Raw genomic sequence first — 25576 nt, forward strand, 5'->3', positions numbered from 1 at the left:
GTGACTGATACTTAAGTGAATTTTTAAATAAAATAAACAGGACATAGCCGCGATAAAATTTAACCCTATGGCTTTCATGGTTATTGCGCTGGGCAATAACCCCATTAGCCCGACGATGAAACACGCTCAACGTGAATTTTTCGTCCGAAAGCCAGGCCGGTGCGTCTGCCCGCGACTGCTCTTACTACCGCTCGTCTCAACGGTAACCGCTGGCTGCTGGCGCTACCCAGCAGCAGCGGGCCGAATGCGGCCATCAGGAACCTTTAGTCAGGCAAGTTTGAAAACCGCAGCAGAGCGGTTTAGCTGAACAGCTTGATCTTCCAGCGATGCGGCAGCAGCAGCGGCCTGTTGAACCAGTGCGGCGTTTTGTTGGGTCACCTCATCCATTTGGGTGATAGCGATGCTGACATGCTCGATACCGTTCACCTGCTCGCCGGAGGCGGTGTATATTTCGGCCATAATTGCAGAGACGTTGTTGATCGCGGTGACTACCCCGGTCATGGTTTTACCCGCCTGTGCTACCAGGTTGGTGCCTTCCGATATGCGGCTATTCGAGGCTTCTATCAGCGCTTTAATCTCTTTTGCCGCCGTCGCACTACGCTGCGCAAGTGCGCGCACCTCGCTTGCCACGACGGCGAATCCGCGGCCTTGCTCACCTGCGCGTGCTGCTTCCACCGCCGCATTAAGCGCCAGGATGTTGGTCTGGAAAGCGATGCTTTCAATGGTGGTGATGATGTCGCCCACGCTTTTCGAGCTATCGAAAATAGCCGCCATGGTGGTGACCACTTTGTCCACAACTTTACCTCCCTGCTGCGCGACGTCGGACGCGTCAGACGCAAGGCTGCTGGCACTTTGTGCGTTAGAGGCATTTTGCCTCACTGTCGCCGTCAGTTGCTCCATGCTGGCGGAGGTTTCCTCCAGCGAGGCTGCCTGCTGTTCCGTTCGTACGGAGAGATCGGTATTACCCAACGCCACTTCTTTAGAGGCGCTGTCGATAGAGGTCGCGGCCATCTGGATATCAGAGACCACCTTTTTCAACTGCTCCTGCATGGCGGTGAGGGTGACTATCAGAATACCTGCTTCATCTTTTGAACGAGCGACCAGGCGGGTAGAGAGATCGCCTGCGGCAATCGCCTTAGCAGCGTTTACCGCTTCGCCAAGCGGAAGGGTAATGGATCGGGCAAGGAGATAGCCTAAAGCTGAAGCGATAAATACACCTAATAGCGCGCCGATAAACAACGTCAGCCGGGTCTGCGTTTCAACGGAATCGACAGAACTCTGGCGCTCGCCCAGCAATTTTTTTTCATCCTTGACGATTTCATCAATGGTTTTGCGCATTTGATCCATCTGCGGCTTACCCGTGTTGGCTTCGAAGGCGGAGTTAAATTCGGCCTGCGTCATTGATCCGGCATTGAGCGCACGACGATGATCGAGCAATTCAGTAACAAACTTATTTCCCCACTCTTGCTCCTGCTTGAGCAAATTATTCAGGCGATCCTGCTGGGCAGGGTTATCAGAAGTTAAGCTTTTTGTTTCCTGCAAAACCTTAACAAAATCCTCTTTACCGGAGTTCCATGGAGCCAGCATTTCCTCTTTGCCATTAATAGCATAGCCGCGCAGGCCGGTTTCCATATTCACCAGGCTTTGGGTTAGCGCACGACTTTTATCAATAACGCGCCAGCTATGTATATTCCATTCGTTAGTACTGACAATCCTGGAAAAGTTATTGTAGAAAGTAGCGCACAGTAACAGTAATAAAACCAAAACGGCGCCAAAGGCAAAAGAGAACTTTTTCTTGATGGGTAAATTCCTGAACATTTGAACCTCGTTCTACAGAGAATGGCAGAGCAGCTCGAAGAGCGCTAAAACAGATAAGTTATCGGCATGAGTCAACAGGTCTTTAACTTAAACGCAAAAAAGAATAGGGTGCTAAGAATATATCAATTTTATTTTTTCCTACTGGCTTGATTTTATTGGGATACATAATAACAAGCGAAGCGGCGTTGCCAGAGTATATCAATTACGATAATGCTACGGCGCTTCAAGCGAAGCTCAGTTGTTTATTATTAATAAAAACAAATGGTTATATTCGGCTGGTTAGTGAGGGCCATCTTTTGGGCTAAATGTGAGTTGCACCCTCAGTCAGATTCAACAAAGGATCAATACATATTATCTGGTCATTCTGAGTTGTAGGGATGAATCATCATTTTACTTATCACGATATATAGTGAGCAGTTATAACTTCAATAATGAATGCGCAAGGCTGTTTTTTGCAAGCAATGTAGAATATTTTCGTCACGTTATAATAAGCAGAAACATCTGCTAATCATTATTAGGTTGGGCGGTTTAGCGACGAATTTATAATAACAACTTGATTTTTTGAGTGAATCATAATAGTTTTTTCTTAGTTAATATAAGGAAAGGATAAAAACATGCCATTATCTTCCATTGCTCTGGTTGGTGCTTCAGCAGCGCTTGCATCAGTAGTCTTTAAGGACAAAGAATCCCGTATAAAAGAGGTTATCGATTTTGTAAAAATTCCGAAGGAAGATATAAATTCTTCCGCGCTTTTTAAAATCGCCAAAAATGATATCAATTCTTATGTTACTGGGGTAAAGGATAATCAATTTCACGAGGCACTGTTAGATATAATGGCCAGGGAAAATAAGCCGGTAGGTTATTTTTGCAAGTTGGATGGTCGGCTGGATTTTAATGGATCCTATTATTTAAGTATTAAAAAGCTGAGTTTTTTTCAATCGGTTTTTTCTTCATTTATAAGGCGTGAAGGGAGTATGTCTCACTTCTCTCAGTTGCTTTGTTTCCTACTCGGCGTTTGGACAGCAATCTTTTTTGAACAAAAGCCGGGTTTTTTTGACCAGGCAATTTCATTAGCGCTTTATGCATTGGCGGGATTTATGCTTTATAATTGGTTTACTGTTATAGCACTGATATGGAAACAGCGTCTTAGTAAAAGTGATATTAAAGAATATTCATTGCTTTTTGAAAAGTACGCCAAAGAAAAAAGAAATAAGGCAGTTCATATAAAGGCTGACAAATAATTGGGCTACTGTGTTTTTATCTGGGGTCGTAAGCCATGGGATGATTTTAATTAATTTTAAAAAACTCTTTGGTTATAACAATCCAGGGAGTGCTTTGGATGGTTGATAATTTCTGGAATGAAAGATTCATAGCCGAAGATTTTTTTCTATGCCGGTGTTAAAGACACTTCCAGGCATCAGTCAAAATAAGGCCTTAAAATCTCTTCAGTCCAGCTTATAAACGCTCTTACACGCGGCGACAGATTGCGCCGGTGCGCGACGACAAAAGAAGCCGTAAGTGGCTCAGGGCGCAGGTGAGGCAGGATCTCAACCAGCGCGCCGCGCTTGATATGCGCTAAAAGTGAAGGGGAGCCCGCCTGAATTAAACCCAGACCGGCCAGGCCAGCATCATGATAGGCCGGAACGCTGTTAACTGTGACAGCACCAGGCAGCATCAGCGACTTATAGCCGTCGCCCGACGGATACTCCCATCCGTCTGGTTTCGAGCCAAAGTTCCGTATGTAATGCACCATCCTGTGTTGCTGGTTGAGAAGATCCTCTAACGTCTCTGGTACACCAAAACGATTAAGATAGCGCGGGCTGGCGGCATTTATCATGCGCAAACGACCCAGCGGCCTGGCAATAAGCGTCTCATCGACAATGGGCCCTAAACGCACCACGCAGTCGAACCCCTCCTGCACCAGGTCGACGCGGCGGTCAGTGCTGGAAAGCTCTATCTCCAGCTCAGGGTACGCATCCAGTAACTGAGGCAGGGCAGGGATCACTACGCTTTGGGCCAGGATGGCTGGCATATCCACGCGTAATCGCCCCTTTAACGGCATACCGGCATCCGTAAACATCGAGCCGAGTGCGTCGGCATCAGCGAGTAAATCCCGTGCGCGGGCATAAAAAGCCCGGCCATCTTCCGTCAGCTGTACGGTCCGTGTTGTGCGGTGAAGAAGCGTCACCCCCAGCTCATGTTCCAGTTCACGCACCACCATCGACGCACGCCCTTTCTGGATCCCCAGGCTTTCAGCGGCCTGGGTAAAGCTTTTCATCTCTGCCACGCGGGCAAAAATCATCAGCGGTTCGAGATTCCTCATTGTTCACCCTCAGAGTAACAGTGCGTATTTTTTTACGCTGTTTATGCAGATATTAATACTCAATAAACTGCTTTCACACCGTGTATTTCGCATCACGTTTTCTGAAGCCAAATGAGGAGTAAACAGAGATGAATAAAGGTTATTTAATCGGCCACGTGACCGTCAAAGACCCCGACGCCTATGCCGAATATGCTCAGGCAGCGGCGGAGGCCATGCAGCCTTTCGCGCCAAAAATCATTGCCTGGTCCGGGCAGTATGAAAACCTTGAGGGCGAGTCTCATCAGCGGCATGTCGTTTTTGAGTTCGCTTCCTTTGACGAGGCTAAACGCTTTTATGAAAGCCCTGCGTATCAGGCGGCAAAAGCGCTCCGCGCAGGTGCGGCAACCGGCACGTTTGTTTTGGTTGAAGGTGGCAACGTTTAATCAGGCATCGGCGTTTCCGCTAATCGCACATGGCTGACATACTGTTTAAATACTCAAACCTGAAGCACGACTCATCATACTTACTCTTATTCACTGCGGGAGTCAGCCTGCCCGCAGTCTCGCCGCTCTCTTACAATGCGCAGACCCATATTGCAGAAGTAGACGTTGCTTTATATAAGAAACCACCAGCCATTTCTAAAACCTAATCTCTAAGCTTAAGGTTCTTTAAAAGGTCGGCCAATGAGGTTACAGGGCCTGCATGGTTGTTATTGGCTCGCGTTTGGTCCCAGGGCATTGCATCATCGGTGCAGTAGTCTCCGATACACTGCATATCCAGCCGCTCATCCAGTAAGCCAACCGGGATCCATACATATGGCATGTCGCGCAGTGGGTTAGGCACGGTAGAGCCACATGAAGAGCAAAAATCTGTGCGATAACCGGTTGGCTTTGTCCAGGATGTTATTCTCTTTTCTCCTGTTAGCCAGAAAAAATCACCGGCTTTAACCAACGTTGCAAGGTTATACCCTGTTCCGCTCTGCTTTCTGCAAAGTGAACAGTGACAGCGATAAAACAGTAAAGGCGTAACGGACAATTCAAATGCAACGGCTCCACACAGGCATGACCCTTTCATACAACCTCTTTTCTGATTCAGTCGGGAACATTCAACTGTAATTTATTATTGGTAAGCACAGTACCAACGTTAGCCATTGAGTCTTTCCCGCGCTCATAGCTGGTTGGTATCCCTGATTATAAGGGCTGGTTTGTCTTCAATGAGGTATATCCACCGTTTTAAAAGCCACTCATCATGCCAGCGCGGTTCAGATTTCACGGCTGGCATCGTCAGATCCGCAATGTTTCAATCACCGCGCGCAGAGCGGGCGAGACATTGCGGTGCGGATAGTAGAGAAACGAACCGTCCAGACGTTGGCTGTAAGGCTGCAGTACCCGGATAAGCTTGCCTTGCGCCAACTCATCCGCGACCAGCTCTTGTGGAACATAGGCCAACCCCAGGCCGAGCCTCGCGGCCTTCGCTTCCATATAGCTGTCAGCAAACGCCCACTGGCCCTGTGGCTGGTGGGTCACTTTTTTACCCTCGCGCTGGAGTTCCCAGCCATACAGGCTGCCATCGCCGAACTGATAAGCGATGCAGGGGTGCGCCACTAAATCTGCTTGCTGCGGCAGTGATGACGGTTTTCACCTCCCGCCAGAAATAGCCGTGCCAGCCCGCGCGATGCTTATCAGCTCTCCTTTTTGACAAGGGTTTCATCGAGCCTTTTAAGCACTTCGTTCATGCCCCTGCTGACGATCCGATCCTCGCGCATTACGGTGCCGAGGATTCGCTGAAGCGGGGGCAGCAGCGGGTATACGCTGAGTCCTTCATACTCTTCGGGGGCTGCTACGGCGATGCGGGGTACGATGCTGTAACCCAACCCCGAACGCAACATTCGTTTGATCGCTTCGATACTGCCAAGTTCCATCACCGGGTTGGCTGGCTTGCCTGCGTGCCGGAACCATTCGTCAATCAGCGCGCGCGTTCCGCTTCCTGATTCAAAAATAATCAGTGGCAGCGACAAGAGAGGGTCAGGAGAAAGTGCTTTCATCGATCGCGCGGATAAATCCTCCTCCATGATGACCACAAACTCATCCCTGTAGAGCGGATTAACGCTCACGCTTTTGCCTCCTGCTGGTAGTGTGACCAGGCCGATATCGATCCGGTTCTCCTCCACACTGCGCACAATGTCTGAAGTGTTGCCGGTGTGCACATTTATTTTCAGCAGGGGGTGGGTCTGTCGCAGCTGCTGAAGTAAGTGGGGCAAAAGATGAATACAGGCCGTTGCGCCAGTCCCGATGGTTACGGTGCCGGTTATCTCATCGGAATGCAGTGAGACCGATTCCACCGCGGTTGTTACCACCGCCTCTATTTTCAGGCAGTGCTCAGACAGCGTCACGCCGGCAGCGGTAGGCTTGATCCCGCGACCGGTTCGTTCAATAAGCCGTACCTGAAGCGTCTGCTCCAACTGCCTTATCTGCAGGCTGACGGCCGGCTGCGACAGGCCAAGCTCTTCCGCCGCTTTTGAGAAACTGCCGCGGCTGATAACCAGCCTGAAGGTGGCCAGATGGTCGAGGTTGAGGTTTGTCATGCCAAAGTTTTCCTTATGCTGCGAATAAGCCCGGCGGCCTGTCTGAAATGATCGCCAGGGGATAGTCTCTGTACAGACGCAATAAGGAGCCTTACTGATGGAAATAATTCAGGCAGAAGAACGACATATCCCGGCTATACAACAAATTTATGCATACCACGTATTGCATGGCTGCGCCACGTTTGAAACGCAACCGCCCGATGACGCAGAGATGGCCTTCCGCCTGAAGAGGTTGCAGGCTTCAGGGCTGCCCTGGTTTGTCGCTGAAGTCGATGGCATCGTGCGCGGTTACTGCTATCTGGCGCGCTACCGCGAAAGGCATGCCTACCGGTTTACCCTTGAGGATTCTGTCTATATCGATGCTGCCTGCCTGGGGCAAGGCATCGGCAAAAAACTGCTCTCGCGTGCGGTGACATGGGCCGAAGCCAGCGGCTTTCGCCAGCTCGTTGCCGTAGTAGGTAACAGCGAAAACGCGGCCTCACTGGCTCTTCATCGCTCGGCGGGCTTCACGCTGACCGGCACACTGCGATCGGTGGGATTTAAGCACGGGCGCTGGCTCGATACAGTAATGATGCAACGCACACTCGGGCAGGGGAAGAGCACGCTGCCGGAGAGGGCAGAAAGATCCGGGCATCCTGCGTATTGATGCAGTCGGCTGGACATCAGGGTAGCGTGCTGTTGCAGGAATGTTAATTCGTTGTGGGTGTTTCGCCTTTGGTGATAACGTAGCCACAGTATAAATCCAATATAAGGGGCAACCGTGGCTCACCAGCAAGCACCGCGCATTGAAACAGAGCGCCTGATTTTAAAGCAGTTTACCCTCGATGATTTTCCGGCACTCAAGGCCTGCTGGTCGACTCCGGAAATGGCAAAAATAAGCGGTGGCGAGATCCCTACGGCAGAGATGGTCTGGGCGCGCTTATTACGTTATATCGGGCACTGGCAGGCGCTAGGGTATGGCTACTGGGCGGTCTTTGAAAAAGCGACAAACCTTTATGCTGGTGCGTTTGGCTTTCAGGATGCGCATCGCGATACCACGCCGAAGCTGGAATACCCCGAAGCGGGCTGGACACTGATGCCGGAAGTACGTGGCAAAGGCTATGCCTCTGAAGCGCTGGCGGCAGTTTTATCATGGGCCGACGAAACATTCGCTTCTCCAGTGTGCTGCATTATTGCTGAAGAGAATAAACGCTCCAACTATTTAGCCGAGCGTTTTGGCTTCGACTTTCAACATTATGTGAGTTATCGGGGTAAGCAGGTTCGGCTGCTTATTCGCGGCTAAATTCTTAAAATACATTTACAAAATGTGATCGAAATAACATTTTTTCCTGGAAAAATATTTTGTCAGAATAAATGTGCTTCGAAATGAAATAGTGCGCAGGGTGAATTAAAGCATTTCAACGAAATGACGATATTAAATCGAATATCCACCCAAACGAGCGCCGCTAATATGACATGGAAAACTACCCAGGGCCGAATAGGCCTGCTACTGATAAGCTTTTTCGTTATTTTACTGATTGTTACCTATATCATTATCAAGCAATTCGTCTCCCCGCAGATTATTGAAACCGAAACCAAAAATATTCAGGCAACGGTCCAATTACAGAGTAATGCGATTAAAGAGCAGATGAACCGTGTTAAGGCTCAGCAACGTTCAATCACTGAGCTTGTTGTCGGTCTGCAAAGTGAGCAAATCGACCAATTATTACCGCGCCTGGTTAACCAGTATGGTGATTTGAACGTATTTGGCGGTGGAATTTGGCCGCTACCCGGTCAGCGCGATCCGGCCAGGGATAAATACAGCACTTTCTATGCTCGTGACGGCGGCGGCACTCTGCAAGTCAACACCGTGTGGAACCAGCCGGAATCAGCAAAATATTGGGAGCAACCCTGGTACAAAGAGGGCATGAGTGCGCCAAAAGGTGAGTGTGCGTGGGCGAAAGCCTACCAGGATGCGGCTAGCCCGCAGCCGCGCACTAACTGTGCAATGGCGATCTGGAAGGACGGCAAAGTCTGGGGCGTAGCGACCATCGACGTGACGCTGGGCTTCTTTAATCAGCTGGCTGTCGACATGGGCAAAGCGGTGAATGGCAGTGTGCTGATTGTTGAAGCGGACGGCAAAATCGTCGGTAACGGCTCATCCGTACAAAATAAACCTGCGCTCTCGAACGTCCGCGATCTCAGTATTCCGGCGGCAGCGCCATTAATGAGCCTGTTAGGCCAGAATAAAACAACGGAAGTGCGCGGTAGCTATGACGGTGAAGATGGTGCGCATTCGCTATTCGTTCTGCCCATCAGCGGCAGCCCATGGTTTATGGCGGTGGATATTCCGGGCAGTCAGTTGGTGAGTATCTCTGACGCGATTATGACCAAGCTCACCATCGTCCAGGCGATTATCGGAATTCTTATCGTGGTGATCATGATGATTATCGTGCGCAATATTTTCCATAACGTGACGCTGCTCAATCGCAATATTGAAGCGCTCTCCAGCGGCGGTGCGGATTTAACGCAGCGTCTTGCGCAGAGCAAGAGCCCGGAATTTAATGCCGTTATCAACAACTTCAATAAGTTTATTGCCTTCCTTAATGAGCTGATGCAGCAGGTAGGAAGTAGCACGCTGGCGATCTCATCGGCGTCGCGCCAGATTGCCAGCGGTAACCTTAACCTCTCTTCGCGCACCGAAGATCAATCTGCCTCGATCGTGGAAACGGCAGCGTCGATGGAAGAGCTGACCAGCACCGTGCGCCTCAATGCAGAGAACGCCTTGCAGGCGAACAGGCTGGCGAAAGAGGCTTCAGAGGCGGCGAAACAAGGCGCCAGCGTGGTCAACAACGTTGTCTCCACGATGAATAACATCAATAGCTCCTCCGCTAAAGTGGTGGATATCATCAGTGTGATTGATGGCATTGCCTTCCAGACGAATATTCTGGCGCTCAACGCCGCTGTTGAGGCGGCTAGAGCAGGTGAGCATGGGCGTGGGTTCGCGGTAGTGGCCAGTGAAGTTCGCTCCCTGGCGCAGCGCAGCGCCCGCTCGGCTCAGGAGATCAAAAAACTGATTGAAGAGTCGGTGAGCAGCATTGAGCAAGGCAGCGGACAGGTTCGTCAGGCGGGCACCACGATGGATGGCCTGATGGAAAAAGTTGAAAGCGTGGGCGTGCTGATCTCAGAGATAAGCTCTTCCAGTGATGAGCAGAGTCGCGGGATTGCGCAGATCAATATCGCCATCAATCAGCTCGATAGCGCCACGCAGCAGAATGCCGCGCTGGTGGAGGAGGTGGCGGCCGCCGCGCAATCGATGGAAGAGCAAACCGTCCAGCTCGAAAACGTGGTGGGCAGCTTTAAGCTCTGACATAAAAAAGCCGACTCTGTGGGGTCGGCTTTTTACTCTCTTGCGCCTGTCGCTTGTGCTTTCCACTTCTTTCCGCTTCTTTATCTTTGATTCAAAAGCCCTTTATCTGTCTCCCCGCGTAATAAACAAAAAGGATAAAAGTAATAGCTTGACCAAAGTAGAACGATCGTTCTACCATCAGCCCATGAACAAAAACATAACCAATACACGCGAGAAAATTCTCGCCACCGCTGAAGAGCTTATCTATCAGAACGGTATTCATGCCACCGGGATGGATCTGCTGGTGAAGACGTCCGGCGTAGCGCGAAAAAGTATCTATCACCATTTCACCAATAAGGATGAAGTGGCTGCCGCGGCGCTTAATGCGCGTGACGTACGCTGGATGGCGTGGTTCAGGCGTGAGTGCGACAAAGCACAGACGCCGCGCGAGCGCATCCTGAATATCTTTACCGTGCTTAAACGCTGGTTCGAATCGGAAGGCTATCGCGGCTGCGCGTTTATCAACACCGCGGGCGAAGTGGGGAATCCGGACGATCCGGTTCGTCAAATTGCCAGGCTGCACAAACAGAAACTGCTCGACTATCTGCTTGAGCTTACCGGGCAGTTAAATACGCCGCAGCCATTACCCTTGGCCAGACAGTTACTGATCCTGATTGAAGGCGCTATCACTATGTCGCGCGTAATGGGCGACTACCGCGCCGCCGATGAGGCAAGAGAGGTCGCTCAGCTATTACTGAAACAGATCCCGTAGCCGGGATCTCTGTTCCAAAGATGCAACACTCACCGATCTATCCACTTATTCTGGAGGCACTACCATGTCTGATTCACACACTCGTCCGCCACTGCCGCCGTTTACCCGCGAGTCAGCCCTTGAGAAAGTCAGGCTTGCTGAAGATGGCTGGAACAGCCGCGACGCCGAAAAAGTGTCGCTTGCTTACTCTCTGGATACCCAATGGCGCAACCGGACAGAGTTTGCCAATAATCGTGAAGAGGCGAGGGCGTTTCTTGAGCGTAAGTGGAAAAAGGAGCTTGAGTACCGTCTGATCAAGGAGCTGTGGGCCTTTGATGGCGATCGCATCGCTGTTCGCTATGCCTATGAGTGGCGCGATGACTCCGGGAACTGGTTTCGCTCCTACGGCAATGAAAACTGGGAGTTTGGGGAAGATGGGCTGATGCACCACCGCTATGCCTGTATTAATGACATGCCGATCAAAGAGAGCGAGCGGAAGTTCCACTGGCCGCTGGGGCGTCGTCCGGACGATCATCCGGGATTATCCGCGCTGGGCCTGTAACTCTTCGGGCATCCCTCACTGGGTGCCCGGCTGCTTTGTTTTACGTTAATGTTATTCAACTTTTTGGCTGTAGATATCAGGCCGGCTAATGGACCATGTGTAATTTTGCTGATTTACCGGCTGATAGCCAAACTTTTCATAAAGCCATGGCGCGGTTGTGGTGAATAACACGATTGTACGAAGCTTTTCAAACACCGGATGACGATGAATAGATTCCATAAGCCATCTTCCTAACCCTTCGCCCTGGTGCTCCTCCAGGACATAGACATCACACAGGTAAGCGAAAGTCGCGTGATCCGTTACCATGCGAGCAAACCCTATCTGGGTTTCGTGGCGATAAAGCCCAAAGTTAAGACTGTTTGCAACTGAAACCGTGACGGTTTCAATATCGATACCTTTTGCCCATTTGGATCTCGTCAAATAGTGGTGCACTGCCGGTATATCCAGTTTTTCTTTGTCTGTACTAATCAGAAAATCGTTCATGCGCCATTCATGTATCGCTGAAGTGTTCACGCTCACACCTGCCAATATGATGTTGGGGAACTGAACATTATCACTATCTGCACGCCATTAACCCCCACTGGATCTGGCTGGCTTTTTTATGCAGTTTGAAACGTCAGCACCCAGACATACTCTTCGCAGCAGCTCTTTTATGACTCGATACGCACGCTATTTAACTGGCCGTAATCCGCGAAGCAGCAGATTCAGCGCGGCAATGCCTTGCGCGAGGCGCGTATCGCTTTCATCGCTATCGGCAATCCAGAACGCGGCTTCAGCCAGGCTTCCGTAAATCAGCGAAGCCAGCCCCTCCGGATCGGCCTCTTCAATCACGCCCTGCTGAATGAGATCGCGGATCAGGGCCTGCATGGATTGCACGCAATGGCGTTGTGACTCAGGGGAGAAACCGCCCAGCACGGCTTTTGCATCACGCAACATAATGCGCTGAAACTCAGGCTCCAGCGCCATCTCAAGGCAGGCCCGGCAACGGCTGCAAAAACCCTCCCATGGATCGGCCGCACTTTCCGAAATCTCTTGTAGGCGTTGATCCATTTCGTCATCAATTTGCTCTACTACCGCGGCCAGTAAGCCCTTTTTATCCCCGAAGTGATAATAGAGCGCACCGCGCGTCAGCCCAGCTTGAGCAGTCAGATCATCCATTGAGGTTTCAGCGAAGCCATGCTCTTTAAAAAATTGGCGGGCAGTTGTCAGCAATGTCGCTCTTGTCTCTTCCATCTCGGCACGGGTACGGCGGACCATGATTTTTCCTTTACATACGCAATGAATGATTGTTTACATACGCAGCGTATGAATATAGAATTGTTTTTCATACGCCTTGTATGAATTGTCCCTTTGCCACGGCGTTGTGGCAAGCAAATGCTACCGGAGAATGAGATGGCAACGCTCTATCGAGACCTTTTTTCTGTCCCTGGAACCGGCCGTTTTACGGCGGCTGGCCTGCTTGCGAGACTGCCATTGCCGATGGCGGGCATCGGCATCATCACGCTGTTTTCGCAAAAGCAGGGCACCTTTGGCGTGGCGGGCGCAATTGCCGCCACGTTTGTGCTGGCCTACGCGCTGCTCTCACCGCAGATCTCTCGTTATGTTGACCGCTATGGGCAATCCCGCGTTTTACCTGTGGCGACCGCGATCAGCATTGCCGGCTTTTTCATTCTGATTGTCGGCTCTCACTGGAACGTGACCAGTTGGGTGCTGTTTCCGGGGGCCTTTCTTGCCGGATTTATGCCCAGCATATCAGCCATGATAAGAGCGCGCTGGACGGCGCTCTATCGGAGCGATCCGCGACTGCAGACAGCCTATTCCCTTGAAACAGTGCTTGATGAGTTGACCTTTATCATGGGCGCGCCTCTCTCTATCGCCCTCTCCATTATGTTGTTTCCGCAGGCAGGCCTACTGCTGGCTGTACTTTTGCTCTTTTCGGGCGTTTTCGCCCTGGTGATCCTGCGTGGCACGGAACCGCCAACGGTGACAATGTCGCGCGCCACGGCGGCAGAGGGTTCAGTCATTGGCATGAAAAGCGTAAGGCTGCTGGCTCTGCTGATGATGGGAATGGGGATGATTGTCGGCACCGTCGACATTGTCAGCATTGCTTACGCCGGAGAGTGGGGGCATCCGGCGGCGGCCAGCCTGATTTTAGCCGCATATGCCGTTGGCTCTTGCCTGGCCGGGTTGTTGTTCGGTTCGTTACGCTTAAAAACCCCTCTCAGCCGCCTGTTATGGCTGGGCGGGCTGGCAACCGCAGCAACCACCGTTCCTTTGCTTTTCGTGGCAAACCTCACCGCCCTGACCGTCGCCGTGTTGGTGGCGGGTCTCTTCTTTGCTCCCACAATGATTGTCGCCATGTCGCTTGTTGAGCGGCAGGTATCAGAACATCAGCTTACAGAAGGCATGACCTGGCTGCTCGCCGGGCTGAATATCGGCGTTGCATTGGGCGCAGCTATAGCCGGTCAGGTGGTGGACAGCGGCGGAGCGCGACAGGGATTCTCCGTTGCCCTCTGTGCGGGCATTGCTGTGTTGCTGATAGCATCTCTGACCCATTTCACCTTGCGTAATCAGGATCATTGCGCCTGACAGGGCGCTCACATAAGGAACTGCATAATGAGTACTTTCTCAGGCGCGACGCAGGTTCGCAGTTTATGGACGCCGGTTCTTGCGGTGGGTCTGGCAACCTTCTCTGTAGTGACGACGGAAATGCTGCCGGTAGGGTTGCTGACCTCCATCGCCGCGACCCTCTTTGTCACCACAGGCAGTGCGGGGCTGGTGATCTCTCTGCCCGCGCTGCTTGCTGCGTTATTCGCGCCCTTCGTGGTGATTGCGTCGGGGGGCATCGATCGGCGTTTGATACTGTGTGGTCTGCTGGCGCTGCTGATAGTGGCGAACCTGGCCTCGGCGCTAGCATCCAGCCTGACCATGATGCTGATGGCACGAGCCCTTGTTGGCTTATGCATGGGCGGAATCTGGGCTATCGCGGGTGGTCTGGCGGCGCGCCTGGTGCCGGAAAAATCGGTTGGCCTGGCGACATCGATTATCTTCGGCGGTGTGGCGGCCGCATCGGTACTCGGCGTACCACTGGGGGCATTCATTGGCGATGCAATCGGGTGGCGTTGGGCTTTTGGCGGCATGGCGCTTTTTAGCACGCTGGTACTGGTGCTGCATCTTGCTGTTATCCCGCCGTTGCCTGTGGCCGCCTCAGTGAAGGTCGGCCAGTTCATTGCGCAACTGACTAACCGCACATTAGTGGCAGGTTTGCTCCTGACGCTGTTACTGGTTACCAGCCATTTTGCGGCCTTTACCTTCATACGCCCGCTGTTGATCTCAGTATCAGGATTTCATACCCAGTGGATTTGGGCGATCCTCTTCGCGTACGGTATCGCCGGCATTATAGGTAATTTCCTTGTGGGTATCGGGGCCGCCCGCAACACCACGCGCACGCTAATGGTGGTGGCAACTGCATTGGCCTTAACGCCGGTGATCTTCCTGAGCGCAGGGCAGACGGTCGCGGGTGGCGGGGCGATTTTGATTTTCTGGGGGCTGGCATACGGTGGGCTCTCCGTCGGGCTGATGACCTGGATGATGAAAGCCGCTCCCGACGCCGTTGAGATAGCCGCAGCCCTTTATGTCGGCATATTTAATATTGGCATTGCGACAGGGGCATGGGTTGGCGGGGAGCTTGTTGATGCGTTAACGCTTACCGCGCCTTTGTGGCTTGCCAGCGCATTAGCGATTGCTGCTCTGTTATTAACCATGATGTCGAGTCGTATCTCTGCCCGAAGATAACTGTAGCGCCCCCCAGAATCAGGGGGCATCATCCTTCAGGCACTTTTGTCAGAGCCAAAATGCCATTCAGCGGTGGTCGAAAGCGTTACGAACGGCCCACCGAGCGTGGCATTGTGATGGCTGATGATGTCACTTGCTGACAAGCATTCGCTATCCATAGTGGTGTGCGCATCTGAAATCAGCACGGTTTTGAAGCCCCGCTCCGGCGCTGCCCTGCAGGTCGTATCAACACAAAACTCTGTTTTCATGCCGGCAATAACCAGCTGTTTTACGCCTGCCTGCTCGAGGTGATGCAGCAGGGTCGTATCCCGAAAACAGCTGGGGTACTTTTTAACAAAGATGATATCCCGCCCGGCATCAACATCCATTTCCGCTATCAGTTGTGTTAGCGGGCTCTGCTCTGAGAAGGGCGAGTCATCTGGTCCGGTGTGGCGGGCAAAAAAGATCGGCACCCGATCCTGTCTCGCTTTAGCAATCAGCAGGCAAATATTCTCCAGCACGCTGTCTGCGGAGTGTGGGGCAACAGGGCCACGGAAAAGCCCCTGCTGCATATCGATAACCAAAAGTGCATTGTCAGATGAAATCATGATGTGTCTCCATTCAGCATGTTATGAACGGAGAGATCGTTTTCCCCGTCCGGTTTGGCGGGGGCGAGGATCTGTTTGTCAGAATTCAGTCACAGATAACTCCACACCGCCGCAAGGCCCGGTGGTGGTGGTGGTCGTGATTGAGTGAACTGACATAATCATTTCTGGCCTTTAGTGATGCGTTAACGATTAAAACAGCAAAGAGAAAGATGACAGAAGTGCCTCTTCGCTTATAACACCAGGCAAATAACGTTTTCAATCTCTAATCTGAACAACGCTCATTTAAAAATGGCACGAACGGAAAGATGCCATCCCGCCTCCTCATGTATATCTCCCTTCACCGAGAAAAAAGAGGAGATGAAGATGCTGAAAGGTAAAAGAGCAGTTATTACCGGCGGGGGCAGGGGATTTGGCCAGGCGCTCTGCGTATGGCTGGCGCGAGAGGGCGTTGAAGTCGATTTTTCCGCGCGGCGGGCTGAGGATATTGAGAAAACCTGCGGCATCATTACCGCGGAGGGCGGCGTCGCAAGAGGGTATCTCTGCGATTTAGCCCAGCCTGAATCCCTCTCTCACTTTGCCGATCGGCTGTTAGGGTCAGACAAGCCCATCGACATGTTGATCCTCAATGCTGCGCAGTGGTTGTCAGGCACCTTAGACGAGCAGCCTGCGGCAGACATTATCACGACCATCAACTCTGGCGTGACAGGGTCGATTCTGCTGACGCAAGCATTGCTGCCAGGGCTCCGGCGATCAGAGAGTGCGGATATCGTCGCGATTATCTCTTCATGCGGCATCCCGAACTTTACGGACTCCATTGCCCACCCCGCGTTTTTCGCCAGCAAGCATGGGCTTAGCGGGTTTATCACGAAACTCTCTCAGCAGCTCAGCGAAGAAAATATTCGGGTTACCGGCCTCTATCCACCCGATTTCGAAGTGACAGGATTAGACCCGCTTGCCGCGAGCCAGGCGAAAATGGGCGAGCGTCTGCTGAATGGGCGTTCGGTCTGGGAGACGATGCGTTTTGTGCTGACGCAGCCGCGAAGTTGCCATATCAGTCATATTTACTTCCAGGGGCCTACCCGCGAAGCGCTGCGATGTGTTGTTCTTTAGCCCCAACTTTGCAACCATGTGCCTCCACACATCTGCTGTTGCAACGCCCCGAGCGGCAATGTCGACTGTTCTGCTAAGAGGACCTCATATGACCACGTTTCATCAACTTACCGCCACCAGCCTTAGCGGTGAGCCTGTTCCGATGGCCGACTATGCGGGGAAGGTGGTGCTGGTCGTTAATACCGCCAGCCATTGCGGCTTCACGCCACAATATGCCGGTCTCGAAACGCTCTATCAGAAATATGCCGCCCAGGGGCTGGTGGTGCTGGGGTTTCCCTGCAACCAGTTTGGTAACCAGGAGCCTGGCAGCGCGAATGACATCGCGCAGACCTGCCATATTAACTACGGTGTGAGCTTTCCGATGTTTGAAAAAGTCGAGGTCAACGGTACGGCCGCCCACCCGCTGTTTCATTACCTGAAAAAGGCGCTGCCCGGCATACTGGGGGAGCGAATCAAGTGGAACTTTACCAAGTTCCTGATTGGCCGCGACGGCAAACCGATCAAGCGTTTTGCGCCGTTTACCACGCCGGAGAAGATGGAAGCTGCGATCGTTTCTGCGCTTAAAAGCTGAGTTCAGTGCTTGGCCGAAGGCGTTATTTAACTTTGCGGGCAAAAACGCATTAGAAGAGTTGATGCGGCGGCAGGACAAGTCCGCTTTATGCAGGAGCGGATGTTGCGACAGCATGCAACCCCAACGGGTGTGCTTTAGGAACATTTATGTTAAGACCCTCTGGGAGAAGAAGGAGGTATTTATGCGGGAAATAGTTGTGGTTCCATACGATGAAAAATGGCCCGAGATGTTCAACGTTGAAAGTTTTCTGATAAAAGCCCTGCTGGGCGACGTCGCTAAGAGTATTCATCATATTGGCAGTACGTCAGTTCCTGGCCTCTCAGCAAAGCCTGTGATTGATATCCTTCTGGAAGTTTCAGACATCAATGAACTGGATCAGTGTACCCCTGCAATGGTCAACGCCGGATACACTGCTCGCGGTGAAAACGGTATTACAGGACGACGGTATTTCATTAAGGGCGGCGATCAGCGTAGCCATCAGGTGCATGCGTTTTCAGTAGGGGATATTCAGATATTAAGACATCTTGCTTTCCGTGATTACCTGAGAAAAAACAGAGCGGTTGCAAGGGATTACGCCGAAATAAAGCGTAGAGCAGTATTGTCATATAAGAACGATGCACAGCGTTATAGCGCATGCAAAACAGACTTTATTGAACATTATCTGCAACTTTCGCTGATGGAACGGGAATGATAGATAATGAGTTTGTTACTGCGTTATTTCTTTTAACATAATACAAATGCTTACTCCTAAAAAGTCACCTCTGCGGCAGATTTTTCCTGTATTCGTTGTGAAATGTCTGCTTTGCGCTAAAAATGGGCGGATTTAAAACCCATAACGGAGTGATATGACGAATGCCTAATATCGTGCTCAAAACAATATTACTAATGCTTGGTGGCCTGCTGACAGCCAATGTCGCACTGGCCAAAACATGTACCCCTGCGGATGCTGAATCCGCCGATATGGCTATCGACTCTTTAAATTCATGGAGTGCCATTAACCAGAATCGCTTTAAGTTTGGTCATTGCGATGCGGGTGATATTTCAGAAGGCGTTTCAGAGGCGGTTGCGCGGCTTTTGGCCGATCGCTGGGATACGTTGCCTGATTTAGCCATTGAGATCCGTAAAAATCCTCCACTGAAGAAATATGTTCTGCGACACATCGACTCCACCATTGATACCAAAGATCTCGATAAAATCGGGAATCAGGCCGCCCACTCCTGCCCGGCTAAAGAGGAAAAACTGTGTGGCGAAATTAAAGTAGCCGCAGGAAAAGCAGCCGAGGAGTAATTCACGCGATAAGTACACGTCCGCTAAGCGGGCTTTTCCCGAAACGCATCACGCTAAATATTCTCCCTCACGGCTCGCCTTCCCAGTAATCGACGCCTTTGCCTCTGAAATCGACCACTCTGAAGCCATCATCTTTCTGATTGGTAGATTTCACTAAGTATTTATTCGAATCCGCGCTCGCACACTTCGGGCAACGCCATGGTGCTGACGGACGTATACATTAGCGGCAGAGAGGAGGTGTTGACTATCTGATGCGGCCACGCTTTTCCGGGGGGAATGGTGATTTGCTGAACGCCTGGGCGATGCTGCCATAAGGGAGCGCGCTCTACTTTCCGCAACACCGCCATATGCCCGTCGCCCTGCGGCTCTTCGTCGACAGTATAAAAGCAAGGCAGCGTGGCTGAGGGATAACAGACGTGGCGATTACGCTTTGCCGCCCGACGTCACCCGCTGGCGGTGACAATCCGCTGGTTCCACTTTTTTCCCCTCTGCGGAACAGACATGTAACGGCAGCAGAGGTTTGCCGCTGGTATTATCCACCAGCACAGAGTGCACCTCGCCCTCCTCGAAGAGATAGCGCTCACCCCATTGCCGCATCGCCACGACAATGGGAAACACCGCGCGGCCTTTGTCGGTCAGCACATATTCACTGTAGGCGCTGCCATCGGACGCGGGTGAGATCGCGAAAATCCCGAGTTCAACCAGTTGCTTGAGGCGAGAGGCGAGAATGTTTTTCGCCAGTCCGAGATTTTTTTGAAACTCACTGAACCTGCGCACATCGTCAAACGCTTCCCGGATGATCATCAAACACCAGCGCTCGCCTATCGACTCCAGGGTTCGGGCCACCGGGCATTCACTGGTCCTGAGGGATTCCTGTTTCGCCATTTCTGCACTCTCAGCCTCTCTGTATGGGGAAGGAGTATAAGCGCTGCGTAAACTGGTTGCAAAAGAAAACCACCAGTGCTATCTCTGTCGCCTTGTAGTTTTAAAAAGAAACCAGATCAGGGAGGCGCGATGAGGAATAAAGTGAGTGTAGAGGCGGGTATTACGCAGGATGCAGGATCTGGCGATGCGCTGGTATTGAAACCCGGCATTGTCTTTTTGTTCTCGCTGATAAGCGCGCTGTCGGTGGCGAATGTTTATGCTTCCCAGCCTCTGCTGGACGCCATTGCGCTCACTCTCCATGTTCCTCAGGGGGTAATTGGCAGTGTGGTGACCGCCACGCAGGCAGGCTATGCGCTCGGGTTGATTTTTCTGGTGCCACTCGGGGATGGCATCAACCGAAAAACTCTCACCATCACACTGTTGTCTCTGTCGGCTGCGGCACTGCTGGCGGCGGGATTAGCTGCCAGTTTTGTCACCCTGCTGTGTGCGCTGTTCTTTACTGGACTGCTGGCGGTGGTGGTGCAGCTGGTAGTGGCCTGGGCCGCTATGCTGGCGGCACCTGAACAACGAGGAAAAATTGTTGGCACGGTAACGAGCGGTATTGTGTTGGGCATTCTGCTCTCCCGCGTTGTCTCAGGTAGCCTGGCTGATATCGCAGGCTGGCGGGCGGTGTACCTGACTTCAGCTTGTTTTATGCTACTGATGGCCTGCCTGGTGGCGACAGCAGCACCAGCCCCTGCCCCCTCTATTGAAAAACGTGCCGCGTCATATCCCGCTCTGCTGCGCTCAGTTTTCAGGCTTTTTGTCACCGAGCCGCAGTTGAGAAGGAGCGGGGCGTTCGCGCTGCTGATCTTCACTGCATTCAGCATATTGTGGAGCGCAATGGTACTGCCGCTGACTGCGCTGTCGTTATCCCATACCGGGATCGGCATGTTCGGCCTGGTAGGGGTAGCCGGTGCGCTGGCTGCGGCAAAAGCAGGTGCCTGGGCCGACCGGGGCTGGGGGCGCCGTGCCTGCGGGATCTCGCTGGTGATGCTCACACTCTCATGGTTGCCCATCGCCGCGACCGAAGTTTCACTACTGTGGCTTGTTGTCGGGATCATTATGCTGGACTTCGCTGTACAGACCGTACACGTGATCAACCAGAGCACTCTTATCGCCGCCAGGCCTGAGGCCGCAAGCCGCCTGGTTGGCGCGTATATGTGTTTTTACTCAACGGGCAGCGCAACGGGCGCAATTGTTGCCACCCAGCTCTACGCTCACTTTGGCTGGAGCACGGTCTGCATCGCCGGGGCGGGCGTCAGCGCCTGCGCTTTTCTGCTCTGGTGTGTAAAGAGATAGATATTGTGATGCCTCTCATCCACGGGCGCGAAAAATTGCCGCAAGTTTCATGACTGCGGCCTCAATCTCCTGTTCGTTGTAGGCGGCAAAGCCCATCAGGAACCCGGTTGAGGCCGGTTGGCCTGCATATAGCGCGGTTAATCCGAGCATATCGATATCGGCGCGGCGAGCGGCGAGGGCAATCTCGGCTTCAGCGATCCCCTCTTTAAGGTGGCAGGGCATCTGCATGCCACCCGCAGGCGTCAGCCAGGTGACGAAATCAGCAAGGTGCTGCTCTATCAGACTGGCCAGTTTGTCACGCCGCGCCACATAGACGCCGCGCATCATCCGCACATAGGCCCCAAAATGGCCTCCTTCGATAAATTTCGCCAGCGTCAGCTGGGGAATGGAGGCGGTATGACCATCCATTAATGTGCGCGCTATCGTCAGCGGCTCAACCAGTTCGTCGGGAACGATCATATAGGCGATGCGCAGCCCCGGAAACAGGGACTTGGTGAACGTGCCGATATAGATCGTCCGGTCAGAGCCATCCAACCCCTGGACGCAGGCCATCGGCTTGCCTTCATAGTGAAACTCGCTGTCGTAATCATCCTCTACGATCCACGCCTGATGTCGGTTTGCCCAGTCGATAACCGCCAGTCGCCTGTCGAGAGAGAGCGTGGCGCCGGTAGGATATTGATGAGAAGGGGTGAGATAGATCGCCTTTGCCGGTTCGCTCAGTGCGTTAAGCTGCTCAATCGACAGGCCGTTCTCATCAAGCGCAACGGGTAAGGTGTTTAGCCCGGCCGCTTTAAACGCTTTATGCGCGCCCTGATAGGCGGGATCTTCAATCACCACGTTATCCTTACTGTCCATCAGCACATTGGCGCAGAGAGCCAGCGCCTGCTGAGAACTGGTAACAATGATGATGCGTTCTGCCGTAGCGTGCGCGCCGCGCTCCAGGTTGACGTACTCCGCGATGGCGCGCCGTAAACGCTCCATACCCTGGGGCGGGCTTTGATCAAGCGCCTGGTGACGATACTCTTTCAGCACCTGACGCTGCAGGCGCTCCCAAGTGTGGATCGGGAATAAGCGTGTTTCAGGAATACCCGGTGCCAGCGGGCGAGGGCGGGAAAACTCCCGCACCCCTCCGCTTTCATAAATGACCTCACCGCGAGAGCTAAGCGCAGGTTTACGTACTCCTGCATTTGACCGGCGCTGACGTGGATGGGATTTCAGTAGCCGGGTACGCGCAGAGACGAAGCTCCCTTTGCCGGTGTGCCGCTCAATAAAGCCCTCTGCATGCAGGCGGCTGTAAGCGGCTTCAATAGTATCGCGCGAGACAGAGAGCGAAGCTGCCAGCGCGCGGGAGGCGGGAAGGGCTTTGCCTTCAGCCAGAGTACCGTCGAGGATAAGCGTGCGTATTGCCCGCTGGATCCTTTCATGCAGCGGCAGCGATCCGTTAGCCGGATCGACCATCCACGCTTTCACTGTTTCAAGTTGTGCATGCTTAAACATCGGCTCTCCCCGCCATGGCGCATCTCAGCCGCCAGTCTAAAGCAACAAACGCGAATGCCGAACTCTTAATTGGTCTGCTCTGATTGCTAAAATTGGTGGGGCTAAACGTGCCATTGCCTGCTTATACTCATCTCGCAAACGTAATTAGCCATTGCCATGCAGCGGGTGGGAAATTAACGCCAGGATCTATTTCGCTGCAGTTTATTTACGGATGACGGACACGTAACAGCAATGAAACAAGAGAGGTCATTACTATGATTAATAATATTTTCACTATTGAAGCGGCACACGAGAGTGATTATGAAGAGTGGTTGCCATTGTGGGAGAAATATCAGGAATTTTATAAGGTCGATATTTCTGACGCGGTAACCCAACGCACGTGGCAACGCTTTTTCAGCCCGCTTGAGCCGGTATTCTGTGCGGTGGCGAAATATAACGGCAAAATAGTCGGTTTTGCCCATTATCTCTTTCACCGCTCCACCTGGGCGGAGAGCGATTATTGCTACCTTGAAGATCTCTATGTGTGTGAATCTGTTCGCGGCCAACAGGCGGGCAAACAGTTAATTGAATATGTGCAGCGAGAAAGTAGAAAGCGCCACGCCAGCCATCTTTACTGGCACACCCATGAGACCAATTATCGCGGCCAGCGTTTATATGACTGGGTGGCGAAGAGAAGCGGCATGATTGAATATCGCATGCAGGTGAGATAACAATTTTCCGCACATCTACAACATCATTTAAAAACAAAAAGAGTTCGCATCAGGCGACGCGTTGCGGCCGTTTTTAACCTGAACAGGATAAACAAAATAGTGAAGAAGATACTTTTGTGTGGCCTGATACTGGCCTCGGTTTCATGCGCTGATTTCCAGAAAAGCATGCAAGATCAGATGAACGCGGTGAACGCCGCGCTCACCCCTAAAGGTACAAACGCGCAGCAGAACGCCTCTGCGAGAAAAGTGGGCACCATCACAAACGAACAGTGCAAAACCAGCATCGGCAAGAGCCGCAGCTATTTCGAACAGATTATTGGCTTCAAACTGAATGAGTCAAACTCTTCCAGTTATACCTCCTTCTCGGAGACCTACAACCTGCGGATAGCCGATCGTAAAGACCGCCTTGGCGGTAACTATGCCATTTGCGTCATTGCCATCGATCCGCAAACGGATAACGTCACGACATTCTCCATGCCGGTGTAATACAGAGAGTGAAATAAAGCGGGATTTAGAGTGTAGTCCCGCTTGTTTTATTACAAAGTCGCTGATTTGCAACTGCAACTCACTCATAACCTAGCCAGTATAAATAATAAAAAATTACATTATCTTGAACATAACTCTTGTTTATTGTTTTCATGAGATCCTAATTCATGTTAACTTACTTATCACCGCTATTTTTATTAAGATACTCCAGAAGGTAAGATAAAATCTTTCCTTTGAAGGAACGTTTTAATCCATAAGTACCATGATTTTGTTCTGTGGAATAGAGATTGCGGAATACAAAAGGATTGTATCTATCTAATATTTTCTCTGCTTTTTCTTTCGTTAACGTTTTATCTGCACACCACAAAGAGTTATCAACATGGATAGCTGCCAGAGGCAATTCAGTGACTCCCGTTGGTGAACGATTTAAAACAACCCATTCTCCTGTCTCCATTGTGGCATTTTGTCCTGCTCGGTTTCCAATAAGACTACTGCAATAAAGAATATCTTTTGCTGGTACATTCATTTTCAAAAAAACCTCGCCGAAATAGGCCCCCTCATCACCAAAAGAGTTTAAAGTGTCCATTTCAACCTTTATTGTGTCTAAGCCTAATAATTCCGCAGAGTTTTTTATTTGTATTATCGTCTCAACATAACCATTGCTTCTCGAGCTGATCTTTCTTCCTATGTTTACAGAATTAACGTTCTTTTCTTGCAATTTCCTCTGTGTATGCTGATAAAGGCTTCGTAACTCAGCGCAAATAGAATCAACTCTTTGCTCATCAAGTTGTGCAAGTATAGTTTTATATCTCTCATGGCAGCCATAAAAGTTTGCATAAATACGATCTTCGCAGAAGGGAAGGCGTTTGAAATTGAGTGCGCGCGCGGCGAAATAGGTTAACAAGGCGTAGCCAAAATCTTTACCATAACTAAAACCTGTCACTCTGTCGGGAGTGTTGCTACTGCCTCTGCCAAGCCCAATACAATCATAAAGAAGATCATCTTGAATATGAAAATGATGTTCAGGTTCAACACTTGGGAAAATGAGAGCTTGTCTGGTAAAATTGAATTTATCCATAATTATTACCTTTATTGTCATTTGTGCAGTTAGTAGAAACTAAGAGCTAAATTGCGTTGATTAGAAAATATCATTATACAAGCTTATGCAGAGTGTGGCTAATTATAATTATCGTATTGTATTGTTCCTATGTAGAAAAATAAGTCAGCTAACTTGCTGTTGCTGAAGTTTAAAAAAACGAACCCATCTTTTATTACTCTAAATAAATTATGCCGCTCAGTGTTTATTAATGAACATGGGGGGATTAAATGTGTCCATCCACCAGGTTTTATATCCTTTTTTTTAATAGCCATGAGTAGCAGTAATAGCTCATTGAATATGCTTATTTATATCGTGATTTTTTAACTCTATTATCCTGTATTGCCATAGTATCTTAAATAATTATGCATATTAATTGATGAAAAAATATTGATAGGGTGATCATCGCATAAACGAACTTAGTGCCATGAATAAAAAAGGGAGCCAGAAGGCTCCCTTTATAATATGCAATGCCAGCCGCCTGAGACCGTCAGGCGCAACGCAACTTACTGTGTCGACGTAGTAGTGGTTGTCGTGGTGCCGGTATTTGAACCATTATTGCCGCCCGCCGCCATCAGTGCGATACCGGTTACGGCTGTTGCAACAGTTACGCCGGCAATGACGGACGAACCCACCGCGAATTCAGAGGCACTTGCGCCAGCCGCTTCTCCACTGTTGAGCTCCAGGGCGGAGGCAGGCGCGGCAGCAGCGTTACCCGCCGCGGTCATTAAAACCAGTGCAGCAATCGTCATTTTCATATTTATCTTCTCCATTTATCGATTCTTCCATTAGGGCTTTGACATCCACACATACACTATTTTTATTGTTACCTAAGTAAAATTTACAACTGTATCCATTTGTTAAAT

27 protein-coding genes and 1 pseudogene are annotated in these 25576 nt (G+C 51.2%); 16 read left to right on the plus strand and 12 right to left on the minus strand.

Annotated elements, in window-relative coordinates:
* Positions 1-267 precede the first annotated feature (267 nt).
* Positions 268-1818, minus strand: a complete 1551-nt coding sequence (locus tag HF650_RS09755) for a methyl-accepting chemotaxis protein (protein ID WP_187802181.1) — start codon at positions 1816-1818, stop codon at positions 268-270.
* 614 nt (positions 1819-2432) lie between these two features.
* Here HF650_RS09755 and HF650_RS09760 point away from each other — a divergent pair.
* The gene (locus HF650_RS09760; protein ID WP_187802182.1) at positions 2433-3059 is read left to right on the plus strand and encodes a hypothetical protein; all 627 of its coding nucleotides are present in this window, start codon (positions 2433-2435) and stop codon (positions 3057-3059) included.
* A 176-nt stretch (positions 3060-3235) separates the two neighbouring features.
* On the opposite strand, the gene HF650_RS09765 is transcribed toward HF650_RS09760, so the two are convergent.
* Positions 3236-4141 (minus strand): LysR family transcriptional regulator, encoded by a 906-nt coding sequence (locus HF650_RS09765; RefSeq protein ID WP_187802183.1) that lies wholly within the window; start codon positions 4139-4141, stop codon positions 3236-3238.
* A gap of 128 nt (positions 4142-4269) precedes the next feature.
* On the opposite strand from HF650_RS09765, the gene HF650_RS09770 reads away from it, so the two are divergent.
* Positions 4270-4563: a DUF1330 domain-containing protein gene (locus HF650_RS09770; RefSeq protein ID WP_187802184.1), complete on the plus strand. Its 294-nt coding sequence runs from the start codon at positions 4270-4272 to the stop codon at positions 4561-4563.
* 202 nt (positions 4564-4765) lie between these two features.
* On the opposite strand, the gene HF650_RS09775 is transcribed toward HF650_RS09770, so the two are convergent.
* The 3 genes and pseudogenes from HF650_RS09775 to HF650_RS09785 form a co-directional block, all read right to left on the minus strand.
* On the minus strand, positions 4766-5194 hold the full coding sequence (locus HF650_RS09775; protein ID WP_187802185.1) for a GFA family protein: 429 nt from the start codon (positions 5192-5194) through the stop codon (positions 4766-4768).
* A 209-nt stretch (positions 5195-5403) separates the two neighbouring features.
* Positions 5404-5733: pseudogene (locus tag HF650_RS09780) on the minus strand (LysR substrate-binding domain-containing protein); the annotation flags it as partial.
* A gap of 68 nt (positions 5734-5801) precedes the next feature.
* The gene (locus HF650_RS09785; RefSeq protein WP_187802186.1) at positions 5802-6704 is read right to left on the minus strand and encodes a LysR family transcriptional regulator; all 903 of its coding nucleotides are present in this window, start codon (positions 6702-6704) and stop codon (positions 5802-5804) included.
* A gap of 97 nt (positions 6705-6801) precedes the next feature.
* On the opposite strand from HF650_RS09785, the gene HF650_RS09790 reads away from it, so the two are divergent.
* The 5 genes from HF650_RS09790 to HF650_RS09810 all read left to right on the plus strand — a co-directional run bounded on the left by HF650_RS09790 (position 6802) and on the right by HF650_RS09810 (position 11345).
* Complete coding sequence (locus HF650_RS09790; RefSeq protein ID WP_187802187.1) at positions 6802-7350, plus strand: GNAT family N-acetyltransferase; 549 nt, start codon at positions 6802-6804, stop codon at positions 7348-7350.
* Positions 7351-7464: 114 nt separating this feature from the next.
* On the plus strand, positions 7465-7986 hold the full coding sequence (locus HF650_RS09795; protein ID WP_187802188.1) for a GNAT family N-acetyltransferase: 522 nt from the start codon (positions 7465-7467) through the stop codon (positions 7984-7986).
* Between the two features lie 168 nt (positions 7987-8154).
* Positions 8155-10053, plus strand: coding sequence for a methyl-accepting chemotaxis protein (locus tag HF650_RS09800; protein WP_187802189.1), 1899 nt, complete (start codon positions 8155-8157; stop codon positions 10051-10053).
* 184 nt (positions 10054-10237) lie between these two features.
* Positions 10238-10804, plus strand: coding sequence for a TetR/AcrR family transcriptional regulator (locus HF650_RS09805; RefSeq protein ID WP_187802190.1), 567 nt, complete (start codon positions 10238-10240; stop codon positions 10802-10804).
* Positions 10805-10868: 64 nt separating this feature from the next.
* Positions 10869-11345, plus strand: a complete 477-nt coding sequence (locus HF650_RS09810) for a nuclear transport factor 2 family protein (RefSeq protein ID WP_187802191.1) — start codon at positions 10869-10871, stop codon at positions 11343-11345.
* 51 nt (positions 11346-11396) lie between these two features.
* On the opposite strand, the gene HF650_RS09815 is transcribed toward HF650_RS09810, so the two are convergent.
* Positions 11397-11858, minus strand: a complete 462-nt coding sequence (locus HF650_RS09815) for a GNAT family N-acetyltransferase (protein WP_187802192.1) — start codon at positions 11856-11858, stop codon at positions 11397-11399.
* A gap of 156 nt (positions 11859-12014) precedes the next feature.
* Positions 12015-12602, minus strand: a complete 588-nt coding sequence (locus HF650_RS09820) for a TetR/AcrR family transcriptional regulator (RefSeq protein ID WP_187802193.1) — start codon at positions 12600-12602, stop codon at positions 12015-12017.
* A gap of 135 nt (positions 12603-12737) precedes the next feature.
* On the opposite strand from HF650_RS09820, the gene HF650_RS09825 reads away from it, so the two are divergent.
* The gene (locus HF650_RS09825; RefSeq protein ID WP_187802194.1) at positions 12738-13934 is read left to right on the plus strand and encodes an MFS transporter; all 1197 of its coding nucleotides are present in this window, start codon (positions 12738-12740) and stop codon (positions 13932-13934) included.
* Between the two features lie 27 nt (positions 13935-13961).
* Positions 13962-15140: an MFS transporter gene (locus HF650_RS09830; protein ID WP_187802195.1), complete on the plus strand. Its 1179-nt coding sequence runs from the start codon at positions 13962-13964 to the stop codon at positions 15138-15140.
* 35 nt (positions 15141-15175) lie between these two features.
* Here HF650_RS09830 and HF650_RS09835 read toward each other — a convergent pair whose 3' ends face one another.
* On the minus strand, positions 15176-15727 hold the full coding sequence (locus HF650_RS09835; RefSeq protein WP_187802196.1) for a cysteine hydrolase family protein: 552 nt from the start codon (positions 15725-15727) through the stop codon (positions 15176-15178).
* 363 nt (positions 15728-16090) lie between these two features.
* Between HF650_RS09835 and HF650_RS09840 the strand changes: the two genes are divergently transcribed.
* The 4 genes from HF650_RS09840 (at position 16091) to HF650_RS09855 (ending at position 18695) form a co-directional block, all read left to right on the plus strand.
* Entirely contained in the window at positions 16091-16837 is a 747-nt protein-coding gene (locus HF650_RS09840; RefSeq protein ID WP_187802197.1) for an SDR family oxidoreductase, read from the plus strand.
* 88 nt (positions 16838-16925) lie between these two features.
* Positions 16926-17408, plus strand: a complete 483-nt coding sequence (locus HF650_RS09845) for a glutathione peroxidase (protein WP_187802198.1) — start codon at positions 16926-16928, stop codon at positions 17406-17408.
* A gap of 181 nt (positions 17409-17589) precedes the next feature.
* Entirely contained in the window at positions 17590-18099 is a 510-nt protein-coding gene (locus HF650_RS09850) for a GrpB family protein (protein ID WP_187802199.1), read from the plus strand.
* A 161-nt stretch (positions 18100-18260) separates the two neighbouring features.
* The gene (locus tag HF650_RS09855; RefSeq protein ID WP_187802200.1) at positions 18261-18695 is read left to right on the plus strand and encodes a hypothetical protein; all 435 of its coding nucleotides are present in this window, start codon (positions 18261-18263) and stop codon (positions 18693-18695) included.
* Between the two features lie 423 nt (positions 18696-19118).
* Here the strand turns inward: HF650_RS09855 and HF650_RS09860 are convergent, their stop codons facing one another.
* The gene (locus HF650_RS09860; RefSeq protein WP_187802201.1) at positions 19119-19580 is read right to left on the minus strand and encodes a helix-turn-helix domain-containing protein; all 462 of its coding nucleotides are present in this window, start codon (positions 19578-19580) and stop codon (positions 19119-19121) included.
* Between the two features lie 129 nt (positions 19581-19709).
* On the opposite strand from HF650_RS09860, the gene HF650_RS09865 reads away from it, so the two are divergent.
* The gene (locus HF650_RS09865; protein ID WP_187802202.1) at positions 19710-20921 is read left to right on the plus strand and encodes an MFS transporter; all 1212 of its coding nucleotides are present in this window, start codon (positions 19710-19712) and stop codon (positions 20919-20921) included.
* Between the two features lie 15 nt (positions 20922-20936).
* Here HF650_RS09865 and HF650_RS09870 read toward each other — a convergent pair whose 3' ends face one another.
* Positions 20937-22418: a PLP-dependent aminotransferase family protein gene (locus HF650_RS09870; protein WP_187802203.1), complete on the minus strand. Its 1482-nt coding sequence runs from the start codon at positions 22416-22418 to the stop codon at positions 20937-20939.
* 254 nt (positions 22419-22672) lie between these two features.
* On the opposite strand from HF650_RS09870, the gene HF650_RS09875 reads away from it, so the two are divergent.
* Entirely contained in the window at positions 22673-23128 is a 456-nt protein-coding gene (locus HF650_RS09875; RefSeq protein ID WP_187802204.1) for a GNAT family N-acetyltransferase, read from the plus strand.
* 165 nt (positions 23129-23293) lie between these two features.
* Positions 23294-23614, plus strand: coding sequence for a hypothetical protein (locus HF650_RS09880; protein ID WP_223284294.1), 321 nt, complete (start codon positions 23294-23296; stop codon positions 23612-23614).
* Positions 23615-23789: 175 nt separating this feature from the next.
* On the opposite strand, the gene HF650_RS09885 is transcribed toward HF650_RS09880, so the two are convergent.
* Positions 23790-24692 (minus strand): hypothetical protein, encoded by a 903-nt coding sequence (locus HF650_RS09885; RefSeq protein WP_187802206.1) that lies wholly within the window; start codon positions 24690-24692, stop codon positions 23790-23792.
* Between the two features lie 524 nt (positions 24693-25216).
* Positions 25217-25483: an exopolysaccharide production protein YjbE gene (yjbE, locus tag HF650_RS09890; protein ID WP_223284295.1), complete on the minus strand. Its 267-nt coding sequence runs from the start codon at positions 25481-25483 to the stop codon at positions 25217-25219.
* Positions 25484-25576 lie beyond the last annotated feature (93 nt).

Origin of the sequence: Kosakonia sp. SMBL-WEM22 (assembly GCF_014490785.1) — a bacterium.
GTDB lineage: Bacteria > Pseudomonadota > Gammaproteobacteria > Enterobacterales > Enterobacteriaceae > Kosakonia.